11 protein-coding genes and 2 tRNA genes are annotated in these 13,267 nt (G+C 55.5%); 3 read left to right on the forward strand and 10 right to left on the reverse strand.

From position 1 onward, the window contains the following. Positions 1 to 89: 89 nt before the first annotated feature. The gene (locus O146_RS0106785) at positions 90 to 2,513 is read left to right on the forward strand and encodes a sensor histidine kinase (protein WP_027018017.1); all 2,424 of its coding nucleotides are present in this window, start codon (positions 90 to 92) and stop codon (positions 2,511 to 2,513) included. A gap of 66 nt (positions 2,514 to 2,579) precedes the next feature. On the opposite strand, the gene O146_RS0106790 is transcribed toward O146_RS0106785, so the two are convergent. The 5 genes from O146_RS0106790 to O146_RS0106810 form a co-directional block, all read right to left on the reverse strand. After that, positions 2,580 to 3,251 carry a response regulator transcription factor gene (locus tag O146_RS0106790; RefSeq protein WP_021353593.1) on the reverse strand — a complete coding sequence of 224 codons (672 nt, stop codon included), beginning with the start codon at positions 3,249 to 3,251 and terminating at the stop codon, positions 2,580 to 2,582. A gap of 335 nt (positions 3,252 to 3,586) precedes the next feature. Next, entirely contained in the window at positions 3,587 to 4,216 is a 630-nt protein-coding gene (locus tag O146_RS0106795; RefSeq protein ID WP_021353592.1) for an ATP-dependent Clp protease proteolytic subunit, read from the reverse strand. Between the two features lie 38 nt (positions 4,217 to 4,254). Beyond that, positions 4,255 to 4,857 (reverse strand): ATP-dependent Clp protease proteolytic subunit, encoded by a 603-nt coding sequence (locus O146_RS0106800; RefSeq protein WP_023018287.1) that lies wholly within the window; start codon positions 4,855 to 4,857, stop codon positions 4,255 to 4,257. A gap of 198 nt (positions 4,858 to 5,055) precedes the next feature. Further along, positions 5,056 to 6,444 (reverse strand): trigger factor, encoded by a 1,389-nt coding sequence (gene tig, locus O146_RS0106805; RefSeq protein WP_027018018.1) that lies wholly within the window; start codon positions 6,442 to 6,444, stop codon positions 5,056 to 5,058. 92 nt (positions 6,445 to 6,536) lie between these two features. After that, positions 6,537 to 6,610 (reverse strand) — tRNA-Pro (locus tag O146_RS0106810). Between the two features lie 150 nt (positions 6,611 to 6,760). Here O146_RS0106810 and O146_RS0106815 point away from each other — a divergent pair. Next, a complete protein-coding gene (locus O146_RS0106815) occupies positions 6,761 to 9,070 on the forward strand; it encodes an NADPH-dependent 2,4-dienoyl-CoA reductase (RefSeq protein WP_027018019.1) in 2,310 nt (769 codons plus the stop codon). A gap of 11 nt (positions 9,071 to 9,081) precedes the next feature. Here the strand turns inward: O146_RS0106815 and O146_RS0106820 are convergent, their stop codons facing one another. Both O146_RS0106820 and O146_RS0106825 read right to left on the reverse strand, forming a co-directional pair. Then, positions 9,082 to 10,827 carry a pyruvate dehydrogenase gene (locus O146_RS0106820; protein ID WP_027018020.1) on the reverse strand — a complete coding sequence of 582 codons (1,746 nt, stop codon included), beginning with the start codon at positions 10,825 to 10,827 and terminating at the stop codon, positions 9,082 to 9,084. 178 nt (positions 10,828 to 11,005) lie between these two features. After that, positions 11,006 to 11,080: transfer RNA gene (locus tag O146_RS0106825), tRNA-Gly, on the reverse strand. Positions 11,081 to 11,305: 225 nt separating this feature from the next. Here O146_RS0106825 and O146_RS0106830 point away from each other — a divergent pair. Beyond that, positions 11,306 to 12,130: a hypothetical protein gene (locus tag O146_RS0106830; protein WP_051619311.1), complete on the forward strand. Its 825-nt coding sequence runs from the start codon at positions 11,306 to 11,308 to the stop codon at positions 12,128 to 12,130. 97 nt (positions 12,131 to 12,227) lie between these two features. On the opposite strand, the gene O146_RS0106835 is transcribed toward O146_RS0106830, so the two are convergent. From O146_RS0106835 to O146_RS12840, 3 genes are all read right to left on the reverse strand, one after another. Next, complete coding sequence (locus O146_RS0106835) at positions 12,228 to 12,422, reverse strand: PspC domain-containing protein (RefSeq protein WP_021353174.1); 195 nt, start codon at positions 12,420 to 12,422, stop codon at positions 12,228 to 12,230. A gap of 12 nt (positions 12,423 to 12,434) precedes the next feature. Further along, positions 12,435 to 12,911 (reverse strand): ribose-5-phosphate isomerase, encoded by a 477-nt coding sequence (locus O146_RS0106840; RefSeq protein WP_021353173.1) that lies wholly within the window; start codon positions 12,909 to 12,911, stop codon positions 12,435 to 12,437. Positions 12,912 to 12,994: 83 nt separating this feature from the next. Then, complete coding sequence (locus O146_RS12840) at positions 12,995 to 13,267, reverse strand: hypothetical protein (RefSeq protein ID WP_021353172.1); 273 nt, start codon at positions 13,265 to 13,267, stop codon at positions 12,995 to 12,997.

Consider the following 13,267-nt stretch of genomic DNA (forward strand, 5'->3'; position numbering starts at 1 on the left):
AGTGTAATCACCATGCACCGTTTCGCTGGTAGCCACACGATGGTAGAGCCGATGCCACCAGTCCGAACTCATGATGCAAAACTTACTGTATGGCTACTCCCCGCACCGCTTTCGATATTGGCCCTGCTGCCGGCACTGATTCTGCTGCTGGTTCTGCTTCTGCCGCCGACACTGCTTCTATCGAACACGATGCACACTCTGCACACGATGCACGTTTTTCGCCTACGCTCTTGCGGCGAATCCGGCGTGCCATGGGCGACGATTCCGTCGAACTCACCACCCTACGAATCTGCTGCACCGCAATGGCGGTCGCGCTGTTGGTCTACCTGGGATTGCAATACGTCACCTACGGCTCCAACTACATCGGCGACTGGTACGGCTACCTCATAAGTATCGGGCTGGCCCTGAGCGGGATATTCATGCTGGTATCGGCAATCGTCGGCAAGCTGGTCTGGTTGCGTTATTCCCTGTATACCAATGCACTCGTGCTGTTGGTAGCTACCCTGGCGTTTCCTGTGGCGTATTACACTATGCCCGACCTGGGTCCTGCAGTGCTGCGATTTACCGATTTCACCGGCGCTTTGGCCATCAGTGTGGTTTTGCTCTCCCCGACTAGACGAGCGGTACTGGTTGCAATCTTGATTCAGGTCTTCCCCAGTGCATTACATTCCCTCGTCTACGGGCGCACGAGTATTCCAGAGCTGTTAGCGATCACCGGGTTTGCGGTACTCATGAACTTGATTCCGTTTGTGCTGGGGGCAGTTACGTTGATGCGCGTTGCACGCACTATCGACGAGACTGAACAGAAGGTGCAGGATTCTTTGGCTGAATCCGAGTCCAAGCATGCAGCAATTGCCGAGCGCAGACGCCTCAATGGTCTGGTCCATGACCATATTTTGGGTTCGCTCTCAGCCATCGCCCGCGGGCAAAATATGCAGGCCGACGCCGTACGTTCGTTGCCTTCTCGCCCCGCGACTGGCGAAGACATTACGCTGCAACAATTGCTTGCCGACGTCACCTGCAGCGTGCAGGATCTCACCCCAAATTGCTCCATCACAATCAATGGGCAAGACGCACACAATGGCAGTTCCGACCTTGGTTTTTCTACGATCAAAGATTCTGCAGCCGAAGCCATCCGTTTGTCTGTCACTGAAGCTGCACGTAATTCCCGGAAGCATGCTGGCGACTCGTGTCAACGTCGCTGCGCTATCAACATCACCGATGGTGAGCTGGTTTTTGAATTTTCTGACGACGGTCGCGGTTTCGATATGGCAACGCGTAATCCGCAACGGGCGGGCATCAACGTATCGATTTTGCACCGCATGCGCAGTATTGATGGCGGCGATGCCCAGATTGTCTCTTCGCCTGACAACGGCACAACCGTCACCGTGCGCTGGTGCTTGCGCACCGCAGAATCCCAATTCAATGAGCGCATGGCAGCACAAGCAAATGATTTTTCCGAAGATCAGCTCACAGCCGCAAAGTTAGAGCAACAGCTACTGCAGCCAGCACAAGTTTCCCGATCATGGGCTTGGCCATACCTAATTCTGGCCGTCATCAGCATCGTTTCTGCAATGTGGGTGAACTCCGGCGAGTTCCTGATGGCGATCCCAGCAGCCGCCGTCGCCATTGCTACTTTAGCCCTGCTTGTCTTAGACAGCTCACCCCATATTGACGGCACCAAACGCTTCGTCTTCACGGTCGGTTTTCTTATGTTAGGTCCGTTAAGCATGTTGCAGCGCGTCGATTATGCGGCTGGCCAAGAAAATTTGTGGGCATTGTCGATCATTAGCTTGCTCTGCTGCATTCTGATTTTGCGCGGGCAAATCTTGTGGGGAGCCGGCTGCTTCGTTGCCAGCGCGGCGTTAATGAAAGCCTGCACCTTGCTCACCGCCGGTGCAATTGCTAGCCCACCTCTGGCAGATATTTTGGTGCAGGTAAATCTCGTCATGGCAGCCACGGTGGTTTTTCTTGCTACCAACACTTTGCTGAAGAACCTGCCCCGGCTGCGTATGGAAAAACGCACCGCCTATGCAGAGGCGGCACGGGTACGGCAGATTCAGTTAGTGCACAGACATTGGCATGAACGCATTGAGTTGCACGCGGCGCCGGTGTTTGAAGCTGTGCAGCATTTCCAGACTCCCCCACCGTTGTTGCGGGAAAGGGCCCGCCTAACAGAATTAGCGATCCGCGACATGCTGCGTGCGCCATTGCTGGATCGCCCCGAAATAAAAACTGCTGCTTGGGATGCACGGAAAGCCGGCGCTACGGTATTGCTGCTGGATGATCGGAGTGAACGCGATTCCAGCATGGTCGGCCGTAAATCCGATGGCCGAGATGTCGGCGCCGCGCTGGAACGGCTTGTGCCTTTGGTGCTGGAGCGTCTGAACTTCGCGGGACCAGACAAAGTAACCATCCGTATTTTGCCGCCTGGGCGCAAATATTTCGCCACGATCACCACCGACAGTACTGGGATTACCCGGGTGCCATTCCCGGAGGTCTACGACGGCTGAAAACCTGCTAGGCCCCCGCGATCCTGGCTCTCGGCGGTTAGATTACGAAGCACCCAAATGCGAGTGTTAGTGCGGGTCAGTCGGCCCGGGTAAGAATCCATCTTCTTGGGCACGCTGGTATAAATCCAGCTTCGTAAAGGTATCGCGTCCGACGCTCGAGTACTTCTGCCGAACGCGGTTTAAATAATCGTTAACCGTGTCTTGTTTCAAACCAGTCAAACGAGCAACTCGCTTCGCTGGCTCACCCGAAGCATATAATTCCAAGACTTCGCGCTGTCTATCGGAAAGGTCCACGGATTCAAGTAAAGGATCGCTATCCATCGCAGCGGCCATTTCCGTAGAGATCGTCGGGCACCCACCCAGAGTGCGACGAATAGCGGCCACAATTTCTTCCGATGGTTGTGTTTTGCTCAATACTTCCGCGACGCTGGTACTGAGTACTTGCCGCAGCAAATATGGGCTTTCCAAGGACGAGACCACAACGATATGCGGGGTGAGCTCTTCGATCTTTTCCACATTTTCTACCGGTCGACTGTCATCCGATAAGCGAAGATCAAGCAGAACTAAGTCGACTTTCTTCTTTTTACCTAAGACACTGAGAAGTTGCGGCACGCTGGGTGCGCTGGCGATAACGGTGAAATCCGAATAACTACTAAGCATGGCCTCTAGGCCTTGCCGGGTGAGTTCGTGGTCTTCCACAATCGCTAAACGATAGGTCTTGGAACTAGAAGGTGTCATACCTGTTGCCCTGTGCCTTTGTGTGGTCGTTTCTCTAAGTGTGTATTAGGCGGATCATCGTGTCCGGTTTTTGGTTCACGGAAACCGGCGCTGGTGAAATGATTGCCCCCAACAGAGTTTAGAGGTGCTCACAGCAATCTACGAGTACGACTGACACCACAGCTACCCCCATTTTTTGGGTGTAACACCCATGGGTTGTCTCAGGTGAGTAATACAGGCAAAGATCTACTACCCCAAAAGCGTGTTGGCCAAAATGCAGCAGCACCCTCCCGTCGAGAAACGATCGGAAGGGTGCTGTCGTGCAGGTACAGCCGAAATTGAATGATCGGCAGATTTTAGTCGTGATTAGCCTTGCGGTAATCAAAGACACGATCGATAATTCCGTATTCCACGGCGTCTTCCGCGGTCAGAATCTTGTCACGGTCAGTATCAATGCGGATCTGTTCTGCGCTCCGGCCGGTGTGCTCTGCCAAAGTACGCTCCATCAAAGTACGCATACGCTCAATTTCGGCAGCCTGAATCTCCAAGTCAGAGACCTGTCCTTGCGTGCCCTGCGTAGCAGGCTGGTGAATCAGTACACGAGAGTTCGGCAACGCCGCGCGCTTGCCTGGTGCGCCCGCAGCCAGCAGCAATGCCGCCGCAGAAGCAGCCTGACCCAAGCACACCGTCTGCACATCACAGCGGACAAAACGCATGGTGTCATAAATCGCCGTCATAGCCGTGAAAGAACCACCTGGCGAGTTGATGTACATCGTGATGTCACGGTCGGGGTCCTGAGACTCCAGAACCAACAACTGCGCCATGATGTCGTTAGCTGCGGTGTCATCAACCTGGGACGCTAAGAAGATGATGCGCTCTTCAAACAGCTTGTTATACGGGTTAGTTTCCTTCGTGCCGTTCGCGGAATGCTCCAAGAACGACGGCAGCACGTACCGCGAAGTTGGCATCTGGGATTGGTTCAACATGAAAGTAGTTCTCCTCTTACCTGGTTCGTGGTTCGTGCTTAGTTAGTAACAGTGCCGCCCTGAGCAGCAGAAATGACATGGTCCACCATGCCGTATTCCAAAGCCTGCTGTGCGGTGAACCAACGGTCACGGTCGGAGTCCTTGGTGACCTGTTCAAAAGTCTGGCCAGTGTGCTCCGCAATCAGCTGTGCCATCTCACGCTTGGTCTGCGCGAATTGTTCTGCCTGAATCGCGATATCAGCGGCGGTACCACCAACACCGGCGGATGGCTGGTGCATCATGATGCGCGCGTGTGGCAAAGCAAAGCGCTTGCCCGGTGCACCGGCAGTGAGCAAGAACTGCCCCATGGAAGCTGCCAGCCCCATGCCGTACGTACGCACGTCACACGGCGAATACTTCATGGTGTCGTAAATAGCCATGCCTGCGGTTACGGAACCGCCTGGGGAGTTGATGTAAAGAGAAATATCGCGGTTTGGATCCTCCGCGGAAAGCAACAAAATCTGTGCGCACAGCTTGTTGGCGATTTCATCGTCCACCTGGGTACCCAGGAAGATAATGCGTTCACGCAACAAGCGCTCGTAGACAGAGTCGCCCAGGTTCATGCCCGTCGAACCTGCCTCGCTCGTAATTTTGTCAGACATTAGTGTTTCCAACTCCTGTTAGTCGTCGTACTCAATGACACCAGCGTACTCGCCGTCCGTAGGCCCGTCAGCTGTGTTCGCTGTCAGCGTTTACATGCACCGCACCTACGCAAAACCCGCCAAGCTCAGCTACGTTAGCCAAACCCGGCGGGTGTGGTTTTTCGAAGCATCATATGCTCCGAAAGTCACCGAGAGAGATTACTTCTCCTCGGAATTTTCCTGTGTCGCTGCAGCGTTGTCGGCAGCTTCGGCACCTTCAGCGTTTTCTTCTTCACCGAAGTAGTCCTTTGGATCAACAGCATTGCCGTCGGTATCTTCTACCTGGACATTGCAGATAGCCATCGCCAGTGCCTTGCCACGACGAACATCAGCGAACAAGTTTGGCAGCTGGTTAGCCTGCTGCAACTGCTGCATAAATTGTCCTGGCTCCATGCCGTAGGAACGAGCGGTGAACATGATGTGCTCGGTGAGTTCTTCCTGGGAAACCTCCGGCTGCTCCTGCTCGGCAACCGCATCCAAGAACAACTGGGTACGTACAGAATCCTCGGCAGATTCCCGCGCTTCCTTGTCGAACTGCTCGCGGGAAGTTCCCTGTGCTTCCAAAAGCTGAGCCAGAGCCTTCTCGTCGCCACCAACCTGGCCAAGTACCTGGTGGTACTGGTTGTGCACCTGGTCGTCGACCACGGTCTTTGGAAGCTCGAATTCGACCTTTTCCAGAGCTGCCTTCAGCACCTCGTCGCGGATTTCTGCAGCCTGCTGGGCCTTCACGGATTCTTCAGCCTGCGTGCGGATAGCTTCACGCAACTCATCGGCAGTATCGAATTCCGAAGCCATCTGTGCAAAGTCATCGTCGAACTCAGGCAGCTTACGTTCCTGGGTCTTCTGTACGTGCACGGAAACTTCTGCTTCCTCGCCAGCATGCTCACCGGTCTGCAGCTTCGCGGTGAAGGTGTTGTCTTCGCCGGTCTTCATTCCACGCAAAGCGGTGTCCAATCCCTTGACCAGGTTTCCAGAACCGATCTGGTAGGACATGGACTCAACCTTAGCGTCTTCAATTTCTTCACCATCGATCTCTGCAGACAAGTCAATGACTGCAAAGTCGTTGGTCTTCAGCTGACGCTTGGTTTCCTTCAATTCGCCGAAACGATCACGCAGCTGATCGATCTGCTCATCAGTAGCCTCATCCACGGACTTCAGCGGAGCAACGGAGACCTTGAACTTGGAGAAGTCTGGAACCTCAATATCTGGCTGAACATCAACTTCAGCAGTGAATTCTACGAATTCATTGTCCTCAATCTGCTTGATATCAACCTCAGGCTGACCGATTGGGTTGATGTCATTTTCCTTCATGGCCTGTTCATATTTAACCGGCAGCATGTCATTGACGACCTGCTCCAAAACAGGGCCACGGCCAAAACGCGCGTCGATCAGCTGACGAGGCGCTTTACCTTTACGGAAACCTGGGATAGACACCTGCTGCGCAATGGCCTTATAGGCTGCATCGATTTCCTTGTCGAGCTCAGAGAATGGGACATTCACGGTGAGCTTCACGCGGGTATCGCTCAGCTTGTCGACGGTTGTCTTCACGAGTAACTCTCCTGGTTTCTCATCGAGGGATAGTGCTAGTAATTATTTTATTAAACAGAGGCCCAAAGCACTCACAGCCTGGACCCCATTTGTCGGGGCGACAGGATTTGAACCTGCGACCTTCTACTCCCGAAGCAGATGCGCTACCAAGCTGCGCTACGCCCCGTGACCACTCACGTGCACCAAGTGCACATGAACACGCCCACAAAGTCTACCCGCCTTATTTTCGTCCCGCACAGCCGGGGTCGCCTATCCCATAGCCAGCAGGAGCCTTGGCGGGTTTTTGTTATGCAGAACACACGCTAGAGTGTTATTTATGACACAATTCGCGAGCGTTTCCTTGGCTTCCTCTGCAATCAACACCACGCCTAGTGCCATACCTGGTTCCCCCAACGACAACTATTCGCGACTACTCGCTCCGATCACCGTCGGCAAGAAGCGTTTCCGTAATCGCGCAATTATGGGGTCAATGCACACCGGCCTCGAAGACGACCCAGCGAATGCACCGAAATTAGCTGCGTATTTCGCCGAACGCGCACAAGGCGGCGCAGCAGCTGTGGTCACTGGCGGCTATTCCCCAAACCAGCTGGGAGTACTAAGCCCGTATGCACAACCATTCAATAATCACGAAATGGTGCAAGCACACAAGCAAGTCACCGCCGCCGTGCACGAACACGGCAGCCTGGCGTTTCTACAGCTACTGCACGCTGGCCGCTACGCCTTCCATATGGAATCAGTCAGCGCCAGTGCCACCCAGGCGCCGATCAGCCCTTTTCCGTCTCGTGCGCTTTCTGACGAAGAAGTTGCCCAGACCGTCCAAGATTTCGCGAATGCCGCCAAACTCGCCGCACAGGCCGGTTACGACGGCGTACAGATTATGGGTTCAGAAGGCTATTTGATTAACCAATTCCTCTCTTCACGCACCAACCAACGCGACGACCGCTGGGGCCAGCAACGCAGCCTTTTCGCCTTGGAAGTAGCACGGGCAGTGCGGAAAGCCGTGCCCGCAGATTTCCTGGTTGATTTCCGCATGAGCATGCTGGAATTGGTCGAAGAAGGCCAAACCCAAACCGAAATTCTAGAACTCGCACGTGGTTTGGAAGAAGCAGGCGTCGACATGCTCAGCACCGGTATCGGCTGGCATGAAGCTCAAGTGCCGACGGTCATTACCAGCGTGCCCCGCGCAGCCTTCAGCTGGGCCACCGCGCTAGTCAAAAAGCACGTCAATATTCCGGTGATCTCATCCAACCGCATCAACACGCCAGAAGTCGCCGAACAAGTATTGGCCGGAACCTGGGACGATACCGGCGTGGAAACCGATTTCGTCTCGATGGCCCGGCCGTGGCTGGCGGATCCAGAATTCATCAACCGCGTGCAAGCTGGCCACGCAAACCAGATCAACCACTGCATTGCGTGTAACCAGTCCTGCCTGGACCATGTTTTTGAAAACAAACGCGCAACCTGTTTAGTTAACCCTCGCGCGGGCTACGAAACTCAACTGACCTTGCAGCCGATCAACGGTGGACACGTTGGTGCTGGCGAGCCTGCCGGTAAGGCGTACCCGGAAAAGGCTGCCCCGAAAGCAGCGGTCATCGGCGGCGGTGTCGCTGGCCTATTTGGTGCTGAAGCTTTGGCGAAACGCGGCTATTCCGTCGAGGTATTTGAGGCTGCCGATACCGTCGGTGGGCAATTCCGCTTGGCTATGCAAATCCCAGGCAAAGAAGAGTTCCACTATTCCCTGCAGTCAGTACTTGCCCGTTTGGATGCACAGAATGTAAAAATCACCGCCTCTACCCCAATGACCGCGCATGAAGCTTTCGCTGCAGGCTTCGACGAGGTAGTGATCGCCACTGGCGTGCGCCCGCGCATACCGGAGATTCCGGGCATCGAACAGGCCATGGCCGGCGAGTTCGACGTCGACGTCATCACCTACGCGGAATTGTTGTCCGGCGCCAAACAGGCAGGCAACAAGGTGGCAATTGCTGGTGCAGGTGGTATCGGTTTCGATGTTGCAGAGTATTTGGTGGAAGCTCCAACGTCCGCAGATATCACAGCCGAGCCCACACCAGCGACCATCAACGAATGGGAATCTGCCTGGGGTGTAAGCCGCCGTGCAGATCTACCTGGCAATCTGGAACGCCCGCACCCGCCACGGGCGCAACGTGAGATCACGATGTTGCAACGCAAACCTTCCCCGCAGGGGCTGGGCCTCAACCGCACCACCGGTTGGGTGCACCGTATTTCCGTGGCCGCGGCCGGAGTAAAACAGGTCAGTGGTGTTGCCTATATGAAGATCGACAACGACGGGCTGCACCTGAACGTGCCAGTCAGCGACGCCGTCAAGACCAGCAAGGCTATCCGGAAGGCACAGAAGGCGGGAGATAAAGCTAAGGTCGCCGAGCTGGAAGACGACCTGAAAAATAACCGCACCGACACCGTGCTGGACGTCGACACGATCGTATTGTGCACCGGCCAAGAGTCAGTCGTCGAAGCAGACTTCGAGAGCTTAACCGAGGACCAGCGCTCCCGCGTGCACGTCATTGGTGGCGCGGATGTTGCCGCTGAGCTAGACGCGGCACGGGCTATCCGCCAGGCCGTCGAACTCGCGGCCGAACTGAAACGCTAAATAGTATGCGCTTACGGACGCGGAATGTTGCGCAGGTTAGAGCGCGCCATCGACAGCATCTTGCCCACGCCACCGTCAAGCACAGTGCGGCCAGCTGCCAAGGCGAAGCCCTTGAGCTGATCAAATTCCAGTGTTGGTGGCATGGACAGCGCATTCGGGTCGGTGATGACGTCGATCAGCACCGGACCGTCCATCTCCAGGGCCTCTTTTAGCTGCTGACGCGCCTTCTTCGGGTCCGTGATGCGCACGGAAGGAATGCCCAGGGCTTCGGCAGCACCGGCGTAATCAACGCCATCGTGGTCGGTACCGAATTCCGGCATGCCTTCGACCAGCATTTCTAGCTTCACCATGCCCAGCGAAGAGTTATTGAAGACCACAGTTTTCACCGGCAGATTATTGCGACGTACGGTCAACAACTCACCCATCAACATTGCCAAGCCACCATCACCAGAGAAGCTGACCACCTGGCGGTTGCGGTCTGCTTGCTGCACGCCAATGGCTTGCGGCAGCGCGTTGGCCATGGTGCCGTGCTTCCAGGAACCAATCACGCGGTTACGGCCGGTGGGGTTAATATAGCGAGCCGCCCACACGTTGCACATTCCGGTATCGACGGTGACCACGGCGTCGTCGTCCAGCAGCTCATCGATCTGGTCGGCGAGGAACTCCGGGTGGATCGGGGTGTGCTTCTCGACGTTTTTGGTGTATGCCTCCACCACTTGGCTCAACTCACGCTCGTGCTTTTTCAGCATGTCATCCAGGAACGAGCGGTCAGTCTTTTTCTTCGTCTTTTCCAGCAGCGCGTTGACGGTTGGTAGCACGTCGCCGCAGATAGCGTGGCTGAGTACCGCGCGGCGCCCCAGGTGCTCCGGGTTGTTGTCAACCTGCGCGATCACTACATCAGAGCCATCTGGCAGGAAGTCCACGTATGGAAAGTCCGTGCCCAGCATCAGCAGCAGATCCGCATCCTGGCAGGCATCGTAGCAAGCGCCGTAGCCCAGCAGGCCGGACATGCCGACGTCGTAAGGGTTGTCATACTGAATAACTTCTTTGCCGCCCAACGCGTGGCCGATGGGGGCGTGCAGGTGGGCCGCTAGATCAATAATCTCGTCGTGCGCACCGGCAGAACCAGCACCGACGAACAGCGTGATCTTTTCTGCTTTATCAATGGCTGCAACAAGCTTGTCGACGTCAGCAGCATCCGGAATCATCTGCCCTTTCTTGCGGGCGATTACTCCACCGCTCACCGGTTCATCGACCTTCTCCGCCGCGATATTGCCGGGGATCACCAGCGTGGATACTTGTTTGTTGCCAATCGAATTCTGGATAGCGGTGTGCAGGATGCGCTGGCCTTGCTTCGCGGAATGCGCGACTTCGATATAGCCGGAGCATTCCTTCAACACCTGCTGTGGGTGGGTTTCTTGGAAGAAGCCGGTGCCAATTTCTTCACTCGGGATGTGGGTGGCCAGTGCCAGGACGCGGGCGCCGTTGCGGTGGGCGTCGTAAAGCCCCTGCACCAGGTGGGTATTTCCCGGCCCACAGGAGGCGGCGCACACGGCGAGTTCGCCAGTAACGAGGGATTCTGCGCCAGCGGCGAAAGCTGCGGATTCCTCGTTGTGGACATGGATCCATTCCATGTCCTTGTGGCGGCGAACGGCATCGACAATGGGGTTCAGGCTGTCACCGACGAGGCCGTAAATGTGGCGCACGCCTTGTTTGGCGAGGGTGTCGATAAGGAAATCTGCGTAGGTTTTCGACATGTAGTCAAAGCTCCTTGGAATGCACTGTTTATGAGCAATTGTTCAACAGCATTCCAGCCTACGCCGATTTGGTAGCAGAAAAATCCCGTGAGACTGATCTTACAACTGAGTGCTTATATCTCTACAGAGATTTTCTCAGTGCTACTAGGTTACTAGCGATCAGCCCCACGGGATTACGTGGAGGGAATGACGGGAATCGAACCCGCGTCTTCAGCTTGGAAGGCTGAGGTATTAGCCACTATACGACATTCCCACGCACCTTTGCGGTGCGTTCAATAGCCTACAACATAATCTCGATAGCGCCAAACTCCTCCTCTTTCCAGCAGTTATGCCCCATTAATCGCCTATTTAAATCGCTCAGCACCATAACCCCACTGGTGCAACCACATCATCACTGGCACCACCTCTGCGCAGACACAACCACTGCCGCGCAGAATCGTTAGAATGGCGACAAAACATTTTGGGAGTGAGAGTAAGCATGGAATTTCTGTTGATCGTTCTGCTTGGCGTCGGCATCGCGTTTTATTTCGCCAGCCGGAATAACAAGAAGCAAATAGAACAAAACAACCAGAATGAGCTGGACGACGCGCGTGCCGACGCACAGCGCTGGATCGACCGCTTAGGTTCGCAGGTCTACAGCATCGACGGCACCGATACCGCCTCGAAGCAAGCCATGTCTGATGCCTCCGAGCGCCACAACGCGGCAGCCTCGGCGCTATCTTCTGCCACCACCGTGAAGCAAGCCCGCTTGGCCCGCGAATCCGCACTCGAAGGCATGCACTATGCCAACGCGGCGCGCGAGATCATGGGCATGTCCACTGGGCCGGAGATCCCACCGCTGGAAGGCCAACGCAATGCTGGCAAGGTAACCGAGCGCCGCGAGATTGACCACGAAGGTGAGCACATCATTGCTTCGCCGAAAGCCAGTGATGATGCCCCGCACTACTACCCTGGCGGCAAAGTCGCTGGGCGTCCGGTACCAGCTGGCTGGTATTCCACACGCTGGTGGGAACCTGCACTGCTTACCGGCGTCTGGGCCATGAGCTCGGCGATGATGTTTTCCATGATGTTTTCCGGAATGGCAGGCGTTGGCTATGGTGCTCAAGATTTTGAATCTGGGGCTGGCGAAGGCCTAGATGGTGCTGGTGCCGACGGGGCCGATGGTATGGACGGCGCAGATGGCGGCGACATGGATGGAATGGATGACATGGGCGGCATGGACGATGCAGGTATGGACGACGGCGGTGGTCTATTCGGAGGCGGCGATGACGGCGGCCTGTTTGACCTCGGCTTCGACTTCTAAAACCAAGGCCTAAGCTAAGCAAGCACCCCATTGTTGGTTCAACAATGGGGTGCTTGGAGTTTTTAGCTGACAACAAATTCTGAGCTAAAGCAAATATCTACCATTTGGGGTAAGCCAGCCACTGAAATAGATACACGAAGATCATAGGGGCCCCTACCAGACAAGCTAGGACATAGCACCACCTCACAGTATCGGCTTTGACCCCGTACGTTTCCGCTACGCCTGCACAGACTCCTGCTATTTGTTTGCCGTCGTCTGTACGGTGCCACTTATTTTCTACGGGAAGCTCCATGAGCAGCCTCAGTTATTCGGCGCTTGGCACTTCTGGGGCTACACCTGTGCGCTCGTATTCCGCCAAAATGTCAATGCGGCGCTGGTGGCGCTGCGCTGCCGACCATTCCTGATCCAAGAAAGCATCGACGATCTGCAGTGCTTCTTCCTCTGAGTGCATGCGCCCACCGATACCGATCAGCTGTGCGTTGTTGTGCTCACGCGCCAAGCGTGCGGTTTCTGGTGACCACGCCAATGCGCAGCGTGCACCTTCGACCTTATTAGCGGCAATCTGCTCACCGTTTCCAGAACCGCCCAGTACGATGCCCAGCGAGCCCGGATCATTAACGGTGCGTGTAGCTGCGTCGATGCAAAACGCTGGGTAATCATCGTCGGCGTCATAGGTGTGCGCACCGCAATCAATCACCTCATAGCCAGCTTTGTTCAGGTGTTCTTTGATCAGGTTTTTCGTCTCAAAACCTGCGTGGTCTGCTCCAAGATAAACGCGCATACACACAATAATAGCCGCCTGGCAGAAACCAGACGGCTAAATTTTTAGGCGTGGCGTGGTGCACACCCGAAGAGAACGAGTGTTTAGCGCACTGGAGTCTCTGCCCCCGCATCGGAATTGCGGTTAGTAATCATGCGGTAGACCAACCAAATGCCCAACGCCAGCAGCAGCCACGGCAAAAGCTTGAACACGACGGCCACGGTAGAAGCCAGGCCGGTGATCACGGCGACTACAGACGCAAGCAAACACACGCCTGCAGAAATCAAAGCCACTAGGGCATTCTGCCGCCAAGAATAAAAGGCAGCGGCACCGCCCAGAGCAGCGATGATCAGAGAAGTAATAAAAGTACCAAACAT

This window comes from Corynebacterium pseudodiphtheriticum DSM 44287 (assembly GCF_000688415.1).
Lineage (GTDB): Bacteria > Actinomycetota > Actinomycetes > Mycobacteriales > Mycobacteriaceae > Corynebacterium > Corynebacterium pseudodiphtheriticum.